The following is a 17,798-nucleotide window of genomic DNA, read 5'->3' on the forward strand; positions in this document are numbered from 1 at the left end:
TAGCTTAAAATATGATTAAATATTCATATTTAAGGCTGGCTAAAGTCAGACCTCTTTATATATCTTAATACTTTTTTCATATTTTACAAGCCCTTTTTCTAGTTTTTTTTAAAAAAATTTTCTCAAAATTTCATTAATTATGAATCTTTCAAAAAAATTTGAAGAATTAATTTTAAAACAGCTAGAGAGTTTTGGTTGCTCAATGGGCGTGACTAATTTAGTTATGTATCTTGCTTCAGCTAAGCAAGGAACTAAAGCTTCTTTTGAAATGATTGGTCAATGGCCACAAATTGATAGGTTACTTACTTCAATAGAAGAGGATCCTTCACTAAAGGTTTCATCGCCTGATAGAAGATGGTACCCACTACAAGAAAACGATATTTTACTTGGTGTCCTTAGGGTAGAAACTGATTTGAAAGGTGAGAATTGGCCAGTATCTCTCGATTCTAGATTAAAGGCCCTTTCAACATCTTTAGCGAAATGCGTCTCTATTGAATTAGAACGTCAAAATAAAAATGAAGAAGTCAATTATTTAAAAAATCAGGTCAATGTCATAATTCATCAATTAAGGAATCCATTAGCTGCTATTAGGACATATGCAAAATTATTAATAAAAAGACTCGGTTCAGATGATGATTCTATTGAAATAGTCGAACGCATGATTCTAGAGCAAAAACAAATTAATCAATATATGGATTCTTTTGCGCAATTAAATTCACCTATTCAACTTCCTCTGGAAATTGGTGAGGAAAGATTATTATTACCACCTAATTTAGATAATAAAAAGGTAATAACTGTTCAGAGTTTATTGAGTCCAATATTAGAGAGGGGTAAAGCTAATGCGGACTTAGAGAATAGAGATTGGACTGAACCTTCTCATTGGCCAGATTGGACTGTTTCGCCATTAGAGGCAAAATATGCTGTAATTGCTGAAATTGTGGCTAATTTATTAGAAAATGCCTTTAAATATGCCCAAAAAGATGCTGAAATTGGACTCGGAATTACGAGTAATGGACTTTATATATTTGATGATGGTAAAAAAATAACCAAAAATGAAAATGAGAAAATTTTTGAAAAAGGTTTTAGAGGATCAGCCGCTAAAAAGCAGGACGGAACTGGTGTGGGACTTTTTTTAGCGAGGAAATTAGCGAAACAAATTGGGGGAGATTTGAGATTGCTGGAAAATAACTCGATTGATAATAATGAGAAATCAAAAAATCTTAAGAAGAAAAATATTTTTTATTTAGAACTACCTATAAAAGAATTGCATGCATAAACATCATTGCAGTTTCAACTAGTACAACACTTGCACCGCAGGCATCGCCGTTGAAACCTCCAATTTTATTACCCAGTATGTTTGGGATGGAATAGCTTAGAAAAATACCAATCAAAATAAGAATTAAAAATTTAATTAATTTTGCTTGGGATGTAATAGAAATAAATTGGTATGCAATGAAAATTAAAAGAAAAATAATGGAGATCAAAGATTCTTTTTTAAATCCATTCCAAAACTTTTTGTGACTAATAGATTTTTTCTTATAACTCATATATTTAAACTTTTCTATAAAAAATAAATTTGAAAATCTTCCCCAAAATAAGCATATAGGTAAGACAAAAATTATGAGGTTTTGAATTTTCAGTATGCAAGCAATTTGAATTAAAGTTATAAAAACTAAAGCTTGAACGCCAAAGGAACCAACTTTACTGTCTTTCATAGCTTTTAAACGTCTCTTTTTCCCAGCAAAAATACCATCGAAAGTATCCATTAAACCATCGAGGTGCAGACCACCAGTAATTAAATATCCCGAAGCCAAACAAATTAATGCAGATGCATAAATTGACCATGAATTTGTTCTTAAAAAAAGAAAAATATAACTCTGTATTGTTCCAATAAAAAATCCCAAAGGCGGTGCAAATTGTGCAATATTTTTAAATTCGGGATTAATTAAAGGTATCTTTGGAAATGTCGTATAGAAAATCCAAGAGCCTGCCAAATTTTTTATAAAATATTTTTTGATGAGATAAAAATAGATTCAATATTAAATAATAGGTTAGATTAATGAAAAAGGATCAAAAAATTTTATAAATTATCGTGTTTGAATTTGAAATTACATCGAATTGCAGTAATACAGGGGCAAGAACTGGTATATTTCGTACACCAAATGGTGAGGTAAATACACCAAAATTTATGCCTGTGGGTACTTTGGCAACGGTTAAAGGAATTTCATCTGAGCAGTTAAAGACTACAGGATCAGAAATGATTCTCTCAAATACCTTTCATCTTCATTTACAACCTGGAGAAAAATTAGTAAAAGAATCTGGCGGAATACATAAGTTCATGAATTGGCCTAAGCCTATTCTTACTGATTCAGGAGGATATCAAGTTTTTAGTTTGGCTAAATTAAACAATATTTCTGATAAAGGAGTGGAATTTAAAAATCCAAGAGATGGTAGTCATGTATTTTTATCACCTGAAAAAGTAATACAGATTCAAATGGATCTTGGATCGGATGTTGCGATGGCTTTTGACCATTGTCCTCCGCATACAGCCAACGAAAATGATATTGAGGACTCTTTACAAAGAACTCATTCATGGTTGCAAAAATGTGTCGAGACTCATCAGAAATCCAATCAAGCATTATTCGGTATAGTTCAAGGTGGTAAGTATCCAAGATTGAGAGAATATAGCGCAAAATATACAAGTTCTTTTGATCTCCCTGGAATAGCAGTTGGAGGTGTAAGTGTTGGTGAGGCAGCCGAAGAAATACATAGTGTAATTAATTACGTTCCGAAATTCTTACCAATAAATAAACCAAGATATTTAATGGGAATTGGCTCTTTAAAAGAAATTGCTTTGGCTGTTGCAAATGGATTTGATATATTTGACTGTGTTTTGCCTACAAGACTAGGAAGACATGGGAGTGCATTGTTTAATGATGAAAAATTGAATTTGCGAAATGCTAGATTTAAAAATGATTTTTCTCCAATTGATAAAACTTGTAAATGCGAGACATGTAAATCCTATTCTCGCGCATATTTGCATCATTTAATTAGAAATGACGAAATATTAGGCCTAACCCTCATAAGTTTGCATAATATTGCTCATTTAATAAGATTTACCAATGCAATTTCTACTGCAATTAGAGATAATTGTTTTACAAATGATTTCGCTCCTTGGAAAACATCCTCTATTGCTCACTATACGTGGTAACGTCTTATCATAATTAACTAAATTATCAAAAAAGGTGCTCATTCTATTTAATACATTTGCTGAATTGCCCGAGGCTTATAAGGCCTTTGCTCCAACTGTTGATGTTCTTCCACTTATTCCTTTATTTTTCTTTTTATTGGTATTCGTTTGGCAAGCTGCAGTTGGTTTTAAATAAAATTCTTTTAGTTTAGATTGTTTGTATTAGAAGGGATTTTCAAGTAAAATCGCATCTCCAGAATTATCTACAGCACTCTCTATAAAATCAGCAATTTTTAATGCTCTTGAGGCTTGCTCACCATCTACCTCCGTTATTTCTTTGCCCTGAACGCATTTAAGAAAATGCTCCAGTTCTGCATAAAGAGGTTCAATGGAGGTTGTGCTAACTTCTTCTACATATCCATCATTTCTATAAACTAATTCTCCATGCTCTGCTGTGTATGATTCATGAGATTTTCGATGGATTTGTAAAGTGTGATTTAAGAAATCAGTTTCTACTAGTCCATTTTGGCAGTGAGCACTTAAATTTCTAATTTTTTTGTGACTCATTTTGCTTGCAGTTAGGCTTGCAATAACATTATTTTTAAAAACTAAAGTAGCATTGACATAATCTATTAATCCTTCGCTATTTCTTCCTCCAACTGCGGCTAATTTTTGTATTTTTGAGTTTACAAGTTCCAAAATAAGATCAATATCATGAATCATTAAATCCATTACTACAGATACATCATTTGCTCTGTTTGCATGAGGACTGTGCCTCCTTGCTTCTAAAACAACAATTTCTTCATTATTTACTATTTTATTTAATTCTCTAAAAGCAGGATTAAATCTTTCAATATGTCCAACTTGTAATAGACAGTTACTTGCATTAGCGGCCTCTATTAAAGATTTTGCTTCCAACTCGTTAGCTGCAATTGGTTTTTCAATTAGAACGTTAGCCCCTCCCATGAGACAATCTAGTCCTACTTTGTGATGAAGAAGTGTTGGGACAGCAATACAGATAGCATCAACTTTTGGAATTAAGTCCTTATAATCTTTGAACCATTCACATTGAAATTGGTCAATAGCTAATTTGCCTCTCTCTTCATTTGGATCTGCGACTCCAATGAGATTCGCATCTTTGAGTAAACTTAGTACTCGAGCATGATGCCAGCCCATATTCCCTATACCTATGACTCCAACCTTTACTGGTGATGAGGTTGGCTGCATAATTTTGAATCCATATATTTATTATCATTATCCTCTATGAGGAGTCACATTTAGCTTTTTGGAAGGATTATTTTAACACGATCAATTTTTGGACCTGACATAGAGATAACTTCAAATTTAATGTTATTAAAGTTTAAAACGTCGCCAATTTTTGGAACCATTTGAAATTTTTCTAACATAAATCCAGCAAGGGTATGATAATCAGTACCTTCTGGAATAGAACATCCTAACTTTTTATTGATTTCGATAATTTCTGATTTTCCAGCTATTGACCATTTTTTAGAGAAATTATCTAACATTCTCATGTCTGAATAAATTCTATTATTGAGCATTTCCTCTCCAACTATTTCGCCATTTAGATCAGCTGCAGTTATAAGTCCCTCTGTTCCACCGTGTTCATCAACTACAAGTAAGAACGGATTGTAGTCTCTAACTATTGGAAATATCTCAGCAAGTGAACATGTTTCTATTATTTTTGTTACTGGCAAAAGGAATGGCTCTAATAATGTATCGGCTTGCATTTCACCTTTTGATATTGGCTTAGCTAGGTAGCGTAAATCTAATACACCTAATACATCATCTAAAGAATCACCAATCACAAAGAAGCGAGCATGTCGAGTTTTATCTACTTGTTTCATAAGTTCTGAAAAGGTTATATTTTTTGGCAAAGTTACCATTTCAGATCTTGGAATCATCACTTCTTTAACCTGTGTATCTTTTAAAGCGAAAACTCCTTCAAGAATATTCTTCTCATCTGGTTTTAAACCTGTTACGTTATCTGTTTCTATAAGAGTTTCTAATTCTCCAGCAGATAAACCCGAGTTTAAAGAATCCCATTTGTTATTTAAATTGAACAAACCTAAACATGCGCTAGCAAAAAATTCTATTGTTTTCACTATAGGATTCATAGCTTTTCTTACGGCATCGAATATTGTGGTTAACCTTAATGCAGCAGATTCTGGATTGTTAATTACTAAAGCTTTTGGAATAAGTCCAGAAACAAGAGTAACAACTAAAACAATAAATAAAAATAATAGAAGATCATAAAATCTATTTGATAAATTATTGCTTTTCCAATAATCATTAGCCAGGTTATTGCTGAGCCATCCAATTGCAATTAATGAAATTGTTACTCCAAATTGAGAAGCAATTAATGAAGATCTAAATCGTTTTTGAATTTTTAAAATTGAAAATGCTCCTTTCTTTTTTTCTTCTATTAACCTTAAAACTTTACTTGGTCTTATTAATAAAAAAGAGAGTTCACTCGCTGCGAAAAAAGCTGGTAAAAATAAAAGAAATAAAAGTAGAGTTATTTTCATTCAATGACAAATGAATAATGGGGGTGGCGAGGATCGAACTCGCCTTAGCCAAATTATGAGTTTGGTGCATTCACCAGATTGCTACACCCCCAAGGGAATTTATGTAATTTTAATTACATTGAATTTCAATATACAATATAAAAATAATATTTCAAAAAACACCTCATTAGGAAGTTTTTGTGAGATTTCTTTTTTTTCTTCTAATCTTTAAATATAAATTTAACTTTTACTAATGGGCAAATTTTCGGCTAAGTATGATTTAAATAAAGCAAAATTGTTAAAACAGTTAATTGAAAAATCTTATAAGAAAGGAAACTTCACTTTATCCTCAGGAAAAAAAAGCAGTCATTACTTGAACTGTAAACCAGTTTCATTAAATAGCGAAGGCTTAAACTTAATAAGTGATTTATTTTTAGAGTTAAAGGACTCAAGATCAAAAGCTGTAGCAGGATTAACATTAGGTGCAGATCCTTTAGTAAGTGGATTAATTGTCAAAGCAGCTTTGCATAGACTAGACCTTGATGGTTTAATAATTCGCAAAGAAATCAAAAAATACGGAACCAAAGCTGGGATAGAGGGCCCTACATTAGAGGAAGGAACTTTGGTAACTGTTTTGGAGGATGTCGTAACAACTGCTGGTTCAGTCATAAAAGCAATAAAAAAGTTACGCGAAAATAATTATGTTGTTGAGGAAGTTTTGTCTATAGTTGATAGGCAAGAAGGGGGATTAGAGGCTCTTGAAGATGAAAATGTTAAATTAAAGAGTCTTTTTACAATAAAAGACTTTTTATAATTATTTCAAAATGCAAGATAGAAAAAAAAAGTTTTGGCTTGAAAAATTTGATTGTTTTTCTATTACTGGAAAAGATGCCAGAAAATTTTTGAATGGAATAACAACTGGTAATATTCTTAATTCAGAAAATAAAGTTATCAAAACTTGTTGGTTAACTCCAAATGGAGTTTTAAAGTCATTAATTGAAATTATTTTTTTAGAAAGAAACTTAGAAGTAATTATCTTAGCCGGTAATACTAATGAAATAATAGATTACTTTAATCAAATTATTTTTCCAGTGGATGATGTATATCTAAGTGAACCTTTCTTAATAAATAGAATTCAGGAAATTGATGAATCTAGTTCATGGAGACATTACCAGCCTATTTTCTTCAAAACAGAAGATAAAGAATTTGAATTATATAAAAATAAACTAAATTTACTAAATCCCAATGATTTAAAACTTTGGAAGATTAATCAGGCAATACCCTCATTAGGAATGGAAATAAACGGAAAAAATAATCCTCTTGAGCTTGGATTACAAGATCTTATAGATTTTAATAAAGGTTGTTATTTAGGGCAAGAAACAATGTCAAAAATAAAAAATGTTTCTTCTTTAAAACAGGAAATAAGAACTTGGAAATCATTAGAATCTAATTTGAATTTAGACGTTGAAGATAAAAATTTGTATATAAATTCTGCTAAGGATATTTCTGTAGGCAAAATCACTAGTTTTTTTAAATCAGATTCTCAAATAAAAGGTTTAGCAATGATAAAAAGAAAATATTTAGAGGAAGGAAGTTATTGTTTTTCAGAAATTTTTGGAAAAATTATTATCAATAAATCTGTAGGATCAATTTTTCTTTAATTGATCTTTGATTAAATATTCTGAAATTTTTAGAGTAGCCAAACAATCATCTTTGTTATATTGGATAATTTTTTTTAAAAATATTTCGTTTTCTGTAATTTGATATTGAATCCACCAATAAAGTGCTTTCGAGCCACTTACATTTTTCTGCACCCATTCGAATCCAAGCCAATTAGAAACAGTTTTTAAGCCATAGTTTTTTAGTGGTAATATCCAAGACTTTCTTATTAAGGTATGTAAGTCAATAAATCTTGAGGCAAGTAGATCAATTTCTTCAAAACTAAAATTTAGTTCTTTAGCAATATTAATTATTGATATTTTTTCAGTTTCCCCGTAATGCAAAACTGGCCATTCCTTGTGTGAAAAAAGTATTTCAATAATTTGCCTGTAAGATTCTCCTGTATTGTTTTTAAGATTTAGAATTGGTTCGTAAATAAGATCTTCTTTTTTTATAGACAAATTATTTACTTTTAAAAATCCATATAAAAAATTATGCTTTTCATCTGGATTTGACTCAATATCAAATACATAAAATCCCGAACATATTTTTTCTAATAGGTCTTCCGTATTATTATTAGAAATGAAACATGGTTCTCCAGAGATATATGCTTGTGCTTGCTTTACAAATATGGATGCTTTTTCATACTTTTGATCGTTGAATTTAGATAATTTCTCTCCAAGTTGTTTTGCGTTGCACGAAGCTAATGTTTGGGTATTAGTTATTCCTTTTGCTTTGAGTAATGAGGCCGTTTTGGACCCTATTCCATCTATATCTGTTAAATATCCATTTTCTTTTGCTTCTTTGTCACAAAATTTTTGCCAGGAACAAATAGTACATTTTTTTCTATCTTGAGTTATTTCTGGTAGAGATCCTTCTAAGCATTCATTCAAATTTAATAAAACATTTAAAACTTTTTTTCTTAATTTTTTATTTAAATAAATTTCTTCAACTTTAACTTTTTTATCAAAAGTTGAAATTACTAATCCTTTCTCAATTTTAGATTGTTGAAAAGATTCCAACAGCATAGAACAAAAAGCTAAGTCGAATAAATGTTCTTTTGTTGTTTTGTGGCCTAACTTATAAACAGCAGGTAAATATTTATATTGTCCCCATTTACTTTTACCTTTAGTCTTTACGAGTAATTGTGGACGTATCTCTGCGTTTATATTTTGGAAAAGATTCCCTTTGATTTTTAATCCAATTACCCCTTGATAACCATTTTTACAGGCTTTTAATCCTGTATATATTTCACCATTACAAAATTCAGAGAAAATTTGAAATTGATTAATTTTATCTATAGCTTTATGAGGAGACCAAACTTCATAAGATTTTTTACCCTTAAAATCGAGCCATGCTTTTCTTTTGCATCTTGTAAAATTTTTTAAATGAAGAGAATTCAAATTATTTTTTAAGGGCGGTTTTAAAATTTACTCATAATAAATTAGTATAGACAATTAAAAGAAATCAAGGAAACTTTAAATTTGACAGCTGATAAATTAGACAAGATAAAATTTGGAACTGATGGTTGGAGAGGAATTATAGGTTTTGACTTTAACCTATCCAATCTTTCAAAAGTTGTTGTCGCTGCTTGTCAGGAGTTGCATTATCAATACTATAAAGAAGTTAATTCAAAGAAAATTATTATTGGATATGATCGCAGATTTATGGCTTGTGAATTCGCAAAGCAAATAGTGCCTTTTGTAAGAGGATGTGGTTTCGAGCCGATCTTATCTGATAGCTTTGTTACAACACCCTCTTGTAGTTTCTATGCCAAAGAAGTCGGTTGTCTTGGAGCGTTAGTAATTACAGCAAGTCATAATCCATATAATTGGCTAGGTCTGAAAATAAAGAGCTTTAATGGGTGTTCTGTTGACGAATCTTTTACAAGTGAAGTTGAAAAAAGATTAATGCTTGGAAATTCAATTGAAAAAATAGATGGTGTTAATCAATTGGTAGATATTAAGAAATTTCATTTAGACAGAATTAAATCCCTTTTTGATATTGACTATATTTCCAAGAGATTAAAAAAAATGAAATTGAGAATTTTTGTAGATTCTATGCATGGTTCAGCCGCAAATTGTATGGCTGAGATCTTTGCTTCTAATGATTTAGAAGTTATTTCAGAAATCAGGAAAGATGCTGATCCTTTTTTTGGAGGAAAACCTCCTGAACCTCTTTTGAATTATGCAGATGATCTAAAACAAACACTAATGAAAAATTCAACAAATGAAGTGAAAACTTTAGGAATTATATTTGATGGTGATGGTGATAGAATTGCGGCAATTGATGAAAAAGGAAGATACTCTAGTACTCAAGATTTACTCCCATACTTTATTAGCTATTTGGGCGAAATTAAAAATAATTCTTATCCAGTTTTAAAGACTGTTAGTGGTTCAGATATTATTAAAAATATATCAGAGAGTCAAAATAGAGATGTTTTTGAACTCCCAGTTGGCTTTAAATATATTGCTGAAAAAATGATTAAAGAAAAAATATTTATTGGAGGAGAAGAATCTGGGGGAGTTGGTTTTGGTGACTTTATGCCTGAAAGAGATGCTCTATATGCAGCGATGGTTTTATTAAATGGAATTGCTGAAAAATCTCAATATTTATATGAAACCTTAGATGAAATTCAAGAAGATTTTGGGCCAAGTTTTTATAAAAGAATTGATATTAAATTTCCTAATCAGTCAGAAAAAAATAACGTAAAAGAATTTATCATTGATAATATTCCTGAGAATATTAATAATCACAAGTTAAAAAGTATCTCAAAGATCGATGGAATAAAGTTGAGAATTGATAAAAATTTTTGGCTTCTTTTTAGGTTTTCAGGAACGGAACCTCTTTTAAGGTTATATTGTGAAGCACCAAAAGAATCTTATCTAATTGAGGTATTAGAGTGGGGTCAAGAATTTATTAATTTGCCAGGAAAATAAGGATGAAAAATTTATTTTTAGCGAGTAAGAATAAAGGTAAAATTGAAGAATATAAGAAATTGCTTGCTGGAGTTAATTGTAAATTGTTACTCCAGCCAGAATCATTAGAAGTTGTAGAGGATGGACTGACATTTAGAGATAATGCAATAAAAAAAGCGAGTGAAGTTTCGAGAAAAACGAATAATTTTTCAATAGCAGATGATTCAGGAATTTGTATTGAGGCACTAGGTGGTAAGCCTGGCATTTACTCATCTAGATATGCAGAAAATGATCATAAGAGAATTGAACGAGTTTTAAGAGAACTTGATGGAGTTCAAAATAGAAGTGCTTTTTTTATTGCTAATATTTGTCTTTGTTCCCCAAATGGTGAAGTGATTATTGAATCTGAGGCTAAATGTCATGGCAATATCATTTTAAACCCCAGAGGAGAAAGTGGTTTTGGGTATGATCCAATTTTTGAAGAGAGTTCTACCAGATTAACTTTCGCAGAAATGAATAATGATATTAAAGACTCTTGTAGTCATAGAGGTAAGGCATTAAAAAAAATTATTCCAGATTTAATTAAAATTTTTTCTTAAATTCAATTAACCCAAGATCCATGAAGGCCATGGGGAATTGAAATGGGTAATTCATAAACAGCCAATTCTTTTAAGTCTTTTGCGTCTAATATCACTAGATCGCTTCCTCTTCTTTCTCCGTTCCATAGAAGTATAAATAAAAATCCCTCATCTTCTTTTGAAGAGTTTTCTGATGGAACCATAATTGGTTCACTAACAAATCCACTTGGACCTGCTGACCAAAAAATCTCTTCCTTAGAAGTTAAATTTATTTTTTTTATTGCTTGAAGTGGAGCGTTCCCCAGCTTTTGAGATGTACTTGCCATCCAACTAAAAGTTGCTTTTAATCCTAAGTTTTTAGGGTTAACAACAGCAAATTCACAACATTGTTCACTGAAAGTTGCAAGATCACAAGTTTTTGTCTTTAGATCGATAATTGATCTTTTAAGTTTTCCTTCTGGATATTTATCAAAGTCAATATCCCTAAAATTCTCGTCTGGACCAACTGATGGGAAATCATCATAAAAAATACTATCCAATACGATTTTGGAATCTTTTTCAAATGCATTTACATGATGAAAAACGAATCCTTCTGGAGCGTCTATTGTTAAAGGAGGCTGTCCTCTAAATAATCCACTTTCTCTGGGGATGATAAAAAACTTTGCCTTTTTATTTGGGTTTGACTTTAGACATTGTGCTGCTCCTCTTTGACCCATTACAAATGGAAGAGGATTGAAATCAATAGCATTCTGTAAAAATATTGCCCAATTAGTTGTAATTGCGAAATCATGAAGGAATGCAAAGCCATTAAAGGTATCTTTTCTGTCAAAAATGAGCTCTCCAGAATTTGTACCAGCATTATCAAATTCCATTAATCTAATGGTACTTTTTGGCCCGGTTTGTACTCCAAAAGTGACTAAAAGTTCTGAAGATGCATTTGAGTTTAGGTCTGATTTGGGATGAGCACTGAATGCTTCGTTAGGCTTGAGTACTCCTTTTAATGTTGTTAAACCAATAGTTTCAAGACTATCAGGATCCATTGCATGTGGACCTGCTGCTTCCCATAATGCGAGAATTTCATCTCCTAATTTAATTACATGTGTATTAGCGATATTCTTGAATTTTAGATCTAATGCATTATTTAAAATTCCTCCATTTTTTTGTGTTCCAAAAACACCTCTATAAATAAATTTATCAATTTTTTCTTCTTCCAAATAGCCTTTAGTTTTAACAAATCTATTTGTTAAGAATGGCTGACCATTTTCGAATTTTATGGATGTTATCATCCCATCACCATCAAATGGATGATGAACCCATTGTCCACCTCTCTCTAATATTCCAGGTCCATTTCTTAATAATGTTCCATTTAGATTTTTAATATTATTACCTTTGCTAATTTTTAGAGGCTCTTTAGTTAGCTCCTTTTTTACATTTTGATAAGCACTTGACCAATCTTCTTTTTTAAAGATATGAAATTTATCAATTTTTTTATCCTGTAAATTAGTCACAACAAAGTAATTACTTTATCCATCTTCGCCAAAAATTAACTGAATTGTGGCTGATTCGAAAAAATTCCTATTTTATTTTTTTTCTAACATTCCTTTACTACTTGGAATTGAATCAGATCTTCTTAGGTCTATCTCGGTAGCCATTCTCATTGCCCTTGAAAAAGCTTTAAAGCACGCCTCCACTATGTGATGTGAATTACTTCCTCGTATTTGATTAATATGCAGAGTAATACCGCTGTTATTTACAAAGGCAATAAAAAACTCTCTTACTAGTTCAGTATCATAATTTCCTATTCTAGGGGCTTTCAATTGAAGATCATAAGATAGATGCGGTCTGCCAGAACAGTCTAATGTGACTTGAACTAATGCTTCATCTAATGGGGCAAAGAAATGTCCAAATCTGCTTATTCCTTTTCTTTCTCCCAAGGCTTTTGAAAATGCTTTGCCTAATGCGATGCCTACATCTTCATTTGTATGATGATCATCAATATGGGTATCTCCAATTGCTTTTATTTTTAAATCGAACAAACCATGACTGGATATTTGATGAAGCATATGATCTAAGAATGGTATCCCGGTATCAATCTCAGAAATTCCATTTCCATCTAAGTTTATAAATACAGAAATATCTGTTTCATTCGTTTTTCTTTTTATTTCAGATTGCCTTAGAGGTGACATTTTATGCAAAAAACTTAGTTTACATTCCATTAATGCAGTAACCCGCATCAACATAAATTGTTTGGCCTGAAATGCCGCTAGAGAGATCACTTAATAAGAAAGCAGCTGTATTCCCTACTTCTGTTTGAGTGACTGTTCTGCGTAAAGGAGCCTTTTCTTCAACATTGTGAATCATATCTAAAATGCCACCTATAGCAGAACTCGCAAGTGTTCTTATAGGCCCAGCACTTATTGCGTTAACTCTAACTTGTTTTTCGGGACCCAGTTCTGCAGAAAGATATCTTACTGAAGCTTCTAAAGCTGCTTTAGCAACTCCCATCACGTTATAGTTAGGAATCGCCCTTTCTGAACCTAAATAAGTTAATGAGACAACTCCAGCACCATCACTAAAAAGTGGTTTTGCTGCTTTACATAAAGGTGCTAACGAATACGCACTTATATTAAGAGCCCTATCAAAACCCTCTGAAGTGGTAGCACTATAATCTCCAATCAATTCATCGCGTCCAGCAAATGCTAGGCAGTGAACTAATCCGTCAATTTGCCCCCAATTGTCTTTTATATTTTTAAAGATATCTTCAATTTGAGCTGGATTTTGAACATCAAGAGGCAAAAATAACGATGGGTTTAAAGCTTCAGTTAGTTCTCTAACTTTAGACTCGAATCTTCCCTTATCATCAGGCAAATATGTGATTCCAAGTTCTGCGCCTGCTTTTGAAAGTTGTTGAGCGATACCCCATGCTATTGAACGATTGTTGGCAATTCCCGTAACAAGAATTTTTTTGCCAGTTAGATTTAGAAGCATTTTGTTTATTATTTCTATTATTCTCCTATATAAAAGTACCTATCTTTACGGATTACTGCAAAATATACAATAATTTTCAAATATCAAAGAATTTTTAACTTGAGCATGGTAAGAACAAATTCTATGGTTTTGGAATTAGGTTTTCAATTACCGAATTTCGAAATGTTAAATGCTAATTCTTCAAAAAATGAATATTTTAGTTCCCATAATCTAGATAATCGGCATTTACTATTAATGTTTTTTTGCGCCCATTGCCCATTTGTTAAATATATTGAGAATCAAATTTTCACCTTTAGTAAAGAAATTGAAAATACAGTTCAAACAGTTGCAATTTCTAGTAATGATATTGTCACTCATCCTTCAGATTCTCCTAAAAATTTAAGATTACAAGCACAAACACAGGGATGGAGTTTTCCTTATTTATATGATGAAAATCAAAATTTTGCTAAGAAATTAAAAGCGGCTTGCACCCCAGATTTTTATCTTTTTTCAAATGAAGGAGATGGTGATTTTTTATTGTATTATCATGGCCAATTTGACGATAGTAGACCAGGTAATAATATCCCTCCATCTGGAAAAGATTTGCGCGCTGCCGTAAAAGATTTGAATCAAGATAATTCTTATCCTTCAAATCAGATACCTTCTTTAGGTTGCAATATAAAATGGACTCCTGGGAAAGAACCAAGTTGGTTTAAATGAATTAAAAATTTTTTTTACCCATAGAAATATGGTTTAGGGTTAATATATTTACTATGCAGATACCTCCATTTACTTTAGATAGGCAGTTCCAAGAAATTGGCTCTGAAATTGAGAGCGAGGTTTCTAAAGTTTTAAAAGGGGGCCAGTATATTGGAGGACAAGAAATTGCCAAATTTGAGGAGAGTTTTTCAAATCTGATTGGTGTTGAAAATACTATTGGATGTAATAGTGGAACTGATGCTTTAGTATTAGCTTTGCGCGCATTAGATATTGGTGTGGGTGATGAAGTTATTACCTCATCTTTTAGCTTTTTTGCAACTGCAGAGGCAATTAGTGCAGTTGGTGCTAATCCTGTTTTGGTGGATATAGATCCAGAAACTTATCTCATTAATGCTGAACTAATAGAACAAGAAATAAATTCTAATACCAAGGCAATTATGCCAGTACATCTATTTGGTAATGCAGTGAATATGACCTTAGTAAAATCTTTGGCCAAGAAATATGACTTAAAAGTAATCGAAGATTGTGCTCAGGCAACATGCACAATGTGGGAAACTTCCAAAGTTGGCAGTATCGGTGATATCGGCTGTTTTAGCTTTTTCCCTACTAAAAATTTAGGAGCTGCTGGAGATGGTGGAGCGGTAACAACTTCAGATCAGAAGATTGCAAAAAAAATTAGAGAACTGGCTGTTCATGGCAGCCCAATAAGATATCATCATACCCAAATTGGATATAACAGCAGACTTGATACCATTCAAGCTGCCATATTAAACATTAAAATTAAATATATTTCTAAGTGGATTAATAATCGCCAAAAAATTGCTAATAATTACCTTGATTTATTAGAAAAAAATCCATTTATTAGTTTTCCAAAAATTAGCTCTGATTCAATTTCCCATTCTTGGAATCAATTTGTAATCAAATTAAGAAACGATAAATATTTTTTTAATCAAGATCTTTCAAATTTATTTGATACTGATTGCAAAAAATACTATTCCTTAAGGAATTTGGTAAAACAACAACTTTTTGAAAAAGGTATTAATTCAATTATTTATTATCCAATTCCAATACACGCGCAAATAGCTTACAAAAATAAAAATTTTTCTAGAACAAAACTCATTAATACAGAGAGGATCTGTACAGAAGTTCTTAGTCTTCCAATGTTTCCTGAAATTTCTTATGAAGAGCAAGTTTATGTAGCAGAAAATTTAAATAAAGTTTTAAAGAATTGTATAGAGAAAATTCAAATTTCAGCATAAAGTGATTTAAATAATCTTTGTTGTATTTTGTGATTGACAATAGGGCTTGAATAATTATTTTTTTCTAAATTAGATATCTCTCCATTTAATAATTCCGAATTTGACACTTTAGATAATTCAGGAATCCAATATTTTATATATTCGCAAATAGGATCAAATTTTTTTGCTTGGGTATATGGATTAAAAATTCTAAGTGGTTTTGGATCCATACCGCTACTGGCGCTCCACTGCCATCCCCCATTATTTGCCGCCAAGTCTCCATCAACCAAAGTTTCCATAAATTTTTTCTCACCAATTTGCCAATTGCATATAAGATCTTTTACAAGAAATGAAGCGACTATCATCCTACATCTGTTATGCATCCAGCCAGTACTATTTAGTTGACGCATTGCAGCATCAACTATAGGTACTCCAGTCTCTCCGTTGCTCCAATGCCGAAACCATTCATCATTGTTTTGCCATGGAAAGTAATCCCATTTTTTTCTATATGGACCTTTCTCTAGCTCTGGGAAATGGAATAAGCAATGTTGATAAAATTCACGCCAAACAAGTTCTTTTTGCCAAGTTTCAATTGACAGATAATTTTCTTGATTTGCAAAATCTGAATTTAAATTTAATGTGGCGTTCCAAATTTTTCTAATGCTAATGGTGCCGAATCTGAGAGATGCACTTAGAAAAGATGTCCCATTATGGGAAGGAAAATCTCGTGCAGAATTATAAGAATATATTTTTTTTTCGTTAATGAAGTTTTCTAATAATGTTTCTGCAGCTTTCTCTCCAGGTCTACATGGACAAATATTCGAACCAGGAAATTTGATATTTTTGATAAATTTCTCTAAAACCGAATCAGATGAATTTATTGTATTAATTTCTTTGAGTTTATTATCTATATCTTTAAACTGGAAAGCAACTTTATCTTGGTCATATGGACCTAATAAATTCATTTTTGATTTAAGGTTTTTATAAAAAGGCCCATAAACTGAATAAGGTTTATTATTTCCGGAAAATATGTTTAAAGGTTCTATTAATAAGTGATCCCAAGTTTCAATAACTTGAATATTTTGTTCTTTTAAATCTTTTTTTATTTGTAAATCACGATTAATCTCATAAGGTTCAATTGATCTATTCCAAAAAACAAATTTAGCATCTATTTTCTTTGCTAATTTAGGTATTATTAATACTGGATCTCCTTTTTCCATAACTAATCTACTACCCATTTTTTTCCAGTTATTTCCTAATTCTTGAAGTGAATTTCCTAGAAACCAAGCTCTTGAACTCGCATTGAAATCGTGTGAGTAATTTTTATCAAATATATAAGTTGAAGTGATAGCATTTGATAATGAAAATGCTTTGATTAAAGCTTGATTATCAAATATTCTTAAATCCTTTCTGTGCCAAAAAAGTATTCTAGGTTTATTCATAATTTATCTAAAAATTGTTTAGCTCTAAACCAAGCCGTCACGGTTTTTGCGTCAAGAATTTCATCCCCACTAGAAATAAGATTATCTAGTTCGTCGGGATCTAAAATTAATACTTCTATATCTTCATCTACATCTCCTTGAACCACGGAATTGAGTTTCTTTAAATCACGAGCTAAAAATAAATAAATTTCTTCATCTGCATACCCAGGAGCAGGGACAAGAGTGCCTAGTTCATCCCATTTGTTTGCACTAAATCCAGTCTCTTCTTGTATTTCTCTTTGAATTGAATTAATAGGTCTTTCACCTATTTCTAATGTACCTGCTGGAAATTCTAATAAATACCTTGAAATAGCAAATCTATATTGCCGAAGAATGATAACTTTATTGTCTTTTGTAATAGGTACGGCTAATGCTGCCCCAGGATGCTTAATGTATCCATATTCACCTTCATGTCCATTTGGAAGCTCAATTCTATTTATTTCGAAACTAAATTTTTTAGACTTTAACTCAGATATTTTTTCTTTAAAAATGGATCTTTTTAGAAGGTTTTTATTGTCCATG

At 31.3% G+C, this 17,798-nt stretch carries 18 protein-coding genes and 1 tRNA gene; 9 read left to right on the forward strand and 10 right to left on the reverse strand.

Annotation, left to right across the window (positions count from 1 at the left end; genetic code table 11):
* Window positions 1-139: 139 nt before the first annotated feature.
* Window positions 140-1,276 carry a sensor histidine kinase gene (locus AMO19_RS04750; RefSeq protein WP_075507536.1) on the forward strand — a complete coding sequence of 379 codons (1,137 nt, stop codon included), beginning with the start codon at window positions 140-142 and terminating at the stop codon, window positions 1,274-1,276.
* Here the strand turns inward: AMO19_RS04750 and AMO19_RS04755 are convergent.
* A complete protein-coding gene (locus AMO19_RS04755; RefSeq protein WP_075507537.1) occupies window positions 1,254-1,994 on the reverse strand; it encodes an adenosylcobinamide-GDP ribazoletransferase in 741 nt (246 codons plus the stop codon). The two genes, AMO19_RS04750 and AMO19_RS04755, sit on opposite strands and share 23 nt — an antisense overlap.
* A 98-nt stretch (window positions 1,995-2,092) precedes the next feature.
* On the opposite strand from AMO19_RS04755, the gene tgt reads away from it, so the two are divergent.
* On the forward strand, window positions 2,093-3,211 hold the full coding sequence (gene tgt, locus AMO19_RS04760; protein ID WP_075507538.1) for a tRNA guanosine(34) transglycosylase Tgt: 1,119 nt from the start codon (window positions 2,093-2,095) through the stop codon (window positions 3,209-3,211).
* Between the two features lie 34 nt (window positions 3,212-3,245).
* Window positions 3,246-3,386: a photosystem II reaction center protein K gene (locus AMO19_RS04765; protein ID WP_011375837.1), complete on the forward strand. Its 141-nt coding sequence runs from the start codon at window positions 3,246-3,248 to the stop codon at window positions 3,384-3,386.
* A 26-nt stretch (window positions 3,387-3,412) separates the two neighbouring features.
* Here AMO19_RS04765 and AMO19_RS04770 read toward each other — a convergent pair whose 3' ends face one another.
* From AMO19_RS04770 to AMO19_RS04780, 3 genes are all read right to left on the reverse strand, one after another.
* On the reverse strand, window positions 3,413-4,417 hold the full coding sequence (locus AMO19_RS04770; RefSeq protein ID WP_075507539.1) for a Gfo/Idh/MocA family protein: 1,005 nt from the start codon (window positions 4,415-4,417) through the stop codon (window positions 3,413-3,415).
* Window positions 4,418-4,467: 50 nt separating this feature from the next.
* The gene (locus AMO19_RS04775; RefSeq protein WP_075507540.1) at window positions 4,468-5,736 is read right to left on the reverse strand and encodes a hemolysin family protein; all 1,269 of its coding nucleotides are present in this window, start codon (window positions 5,734-5,736) and stop codon (window positions 4,468-4,470) included.
* Window positions 5,737-5,754: 18 nt separating this feature from the next.
* Window positions 5,755-5,827 (reverse strand) — tRNA-Ile (locus AMO19_RS04780).
* A gap of 141 nt (window positions 5,828-5,968) precedes the next feature.
* Here AMO19_RS04780 and pyrE point away from each other — a divergent pair.
* Both pyrE and ygfZ read left to right on the forward strand, forming a co-directional pair.
* Window positions 5,969-6,529, forward strand: a complete 561-nt coding sequence (pyrE, locus tag AMO19_RS04785) for an orotate phosphoribosyltransferase (RefSeq protein WP_075507541.1) — start codon at window positions 5,969-5,971, stop codon at window positions 6,527-6,529.
* A gap of 10 nt (window positions 6,530-6,539) precedes the next feature.
* Window positions 6,540-7,376, forward strand: a complete 837-nt coding sequence (gene ygfZ / locus AMO19_RS04790; RefSeq protein WP_075507542.1) for a CAF17-like 4Fe-4S cluster assembly/insertion protein YgfZ — start codon at window positions 6,540-6,542, stop codon at window positions 7,374-7,376.
* Here the strand turns inward: ygfZ and AMO19_RS04795 are convergent.
* A complete protein-coding gene (locus tag AMO19_RS04795; protein ID WP_075507543.1) occupies window positions 7,362-8,777 on the reverse strand; it encodes a TM0106 family RecB-like putative nuclease in 1,416 nt (471 codons plus the stop codon). The two genes, ygfZ and AMO19_RS04795, sit on opposite strands and share 15 nt — an antisense overlap.
* 81 nt (window positions 8,778-8,858) lie before the next feature.
* On the opposite strand from AMO19_RS04795, the gene AMO19_RS04800 reads away from it, so the two are divergent.
* The gene (locus tag AMO19_RS04800; protein ID WP_075507544.1) at window positions 8,859-10,313 is read left to right on the forward strand and encodes a phosphoglucomutase/phosphomannomutase family protein; all 1,455 of its coding nucleotides are present in this window, start codon (window positions 8,859-8,861) and stop codon (window positions 10,311-10,313) included.
* A 2-nt stretch (window positions 10,314-10,315) separates the two neighbouring features.
* On the forward strand, window positions 10,316-10,891 hold the full coding sequence (gene rdgB / locus AMO19_RS04805; RefSeq protein ID WP_075507545.1) for an RdgB/HAM1 family non-canonical purine NTP pyrophosphatase: 576 nt from the start codon (window positions 10,316-10,318) through the stop codon (window positions 10,889-10,891).
* A 2-nt stretch (window positions 10,892-10,893) separates the two neighbouring features.
* Here the strand turns inward: rdgB and AMO19_RS04810 are convergent, their stop codons facing one another.
* The 3 genes from AMO19_RS04810 to fabI all read right to left on the reverse strand — a co-directional run bounded on the left by AMO19_RS04810 (window position 10,894) and on the right by fabI (window position 13,858).
* Window positions 10,894-12,378, reverse strand: a complete 1,485-nt coding sequence (locus tag AMO19_RS04810; RefSeq protein WP_075507546.1) for a carotenoid oxygenase family protein — start codon at window positions 12,376-12,378, stop codon at window positions 10,894-10,896.
* A 72-nt stretch (window positions 12,379-12,450) separates the two neighbouring features.
* Window positions 12,451-13,056, reverse strand: a complete 606-nt coding sequence (hisB, locus tag AMO19_RS04815; protein ID WP_075507585.1) for an imidazoleglycerol-phosphate dehydratase HisB — start codon at window positions 13,054-13,056, stop codon at window positions 12,451-12,453.
* 19 nt (window positions 13,057-13,075) lie between these two features.
* Window positions 13,076-13,858 (reverse strand): enoyl-ACP reductase FabI, encoded by a 783-nt coding sequence (gene fabI / locus AMO19_RS04820; RefSeq protein ID WP_075507547.1) that lies wholly within the window; start codon window positions 13,856-13,858, stop codon window positions 13,076-13,078.
* Between the two features lie 105 nt (window positions 13,859-13,963).
* Between fabI and AMO19_RS04825 the strand changes: the two genes are divergently transcribed.
* Both AMO19_RS04825 and AMO19_RS04830 read left to right on the forward strand, forming a co-directional pair.
* A complete protein-coding gene (locus AMO19_RS04825; RefSeq protein ID WP_075507548.1) occupies window positions 13,964-14,557 on the forward strand; it encodes a thioredoxin family protein in 594 nt (197 codons plus the stop codon).
* A gap of 53 nt (window positions 14,558-14,610) precedes the next feature.
* Entirely contained in the window at window positions 14,611-15,816 is a 1,206-nt protein-coding gene (locus AMO19_RS04830) for a DegT/DnrJ/EryC1/StrS family aminotransferase (protein ID WP_075507549.1), read from the forward strand.
* Here the strand turns inward: AMO19_RS04830 and AMO19_RS04835 are convergent.
* Both AMO19_RS04835 and AMO19_RS04840 read right to left on the reverse strand, forming a co-directional pair.
* On the reverse strand, window positions 15,801-17,237 hold the full coding sequence (locus AMO19_RS04835; protein WP_075507550.1) for a cryptochrome/photolyase family protein: 1,437 nt from the start codon (window positions 17,235-17,237) through the stop codon (window positions 15,801-15,803). The genes AMO19_RS04830 and AMO19_RS04835 overlap by 16 nt on opposite strands.
* On the reverse strand, window positions 17,234-17,797 hold the full coding sequence (locus AMO19_RS04840) for an NUDIX hydrolase (RefSeq protein WP_075507551.1): 564 nt from the start codon (window positions 17,795-17,797) through the stop codon (window positions 17,234-17,236). Before AMO19_RS04840 ends, AMO19_RS04835 begins: the two co-directional genes overlap by 4 nt.
* Window position 17,798 lies beyond the last annotated feature (1 nt).

Origin of the sequence: Prochlorococcus marinus (assembly GCF_001180245.1) — a bacterium.
Lineage (GTDB): Bacteria > Cyanobacteriota > Cyanobacteriia > PCC-6307 > Cyanobiaceae > Prochlorococcus_A > Prochlorococcus_A marinus_F.

Excerpts from the sequence above, each read along its gene's own strand:
- AMO19_RS04750 (WP_075507536.1), top strand. The coding sequence starts at position 140 with ATGAATCTTTCAAAAAAATTTGAAGAATTAATTTTAAAACAGCTAGAG.
- AMO19_RS04770 (WP_075507539.1), bottom strand. The coding sequence starts at position 4,417 with ATGCAGCCAACCTCATCACCAGTAAAGGTTGGAGTCATAGGTATAGGG.
- AMO19_RS04775 (WP_075507540.1), bottom strand. The coding sequence starts at position 5,736 with ATGAAAATAACTCTACTTTTATTTCTTTTATTTTTACCAGCTTTTTTC.
- pyrE (WP_075507541.1), top strand. The coding sequence starts at position 5,969 with ATGGGCAAATTTTCGGCTAAGTATGATTTAAATAAAGCAAAATTGTTA.
- ygfZ (WP_075507542.1), top strand. The coding sequence starts at position 6,540 with ATGCAAGATAGAAAAAAAAAGTTTTGGCTTGAAAAATTTGATTGTTTT.
- rdgB (WP_075507545.1), top strand. The coding sequence starts at position 10,316 with ATGAAAAATTTATTTTTAGCGAGTAAGAATAAAGGTAAAATTGAAGAA.
- hisB (WP_075507585.1), bottom strand. The coding sequence starts at position 13,056 with ATGTCACCTCTAAGGCAATCTGAAATAAAAAGAAAAACGAATGAAACA.
- fabI (WP_075507547.1), bottom strand. The coding sequence starts at position 13,858 with ATGCTTCTAAATCTAACTGGCAAAAAAATTCTTGTTACGGGAATTGCC.
- AMO19_RS04825 (WP_075507548.1), top strand. The coding sequence starts at position 13,964 with ATGGTAAGAACAAATTCTATGGTTTTGGAATTAGGTTTTCAATTACCG.
- AMO19_RS04830 (WP_075507549.1), top strand. The coding sequence starts at position 14,611 with ATGCAGATACCTCCATTTACTTTAGATAGGCAGTTCCAAGAAATTGGC.
- AMO19_RS04835 (WP_075507550.1), bottom strand. The coding sequence starts at position 17,237 with ATGAATAAACCTAGAATACTTTTTTGGCACAGAAAGGATTTAAGAATA.
- AMO19_RS04840 (WP_075507551.1), bottom strand. The coding sequence starts at position 17,797 with ATGGACAATAAAAACCTTCTAAAAAGATCCATTTTTAAAGAAAAAATA.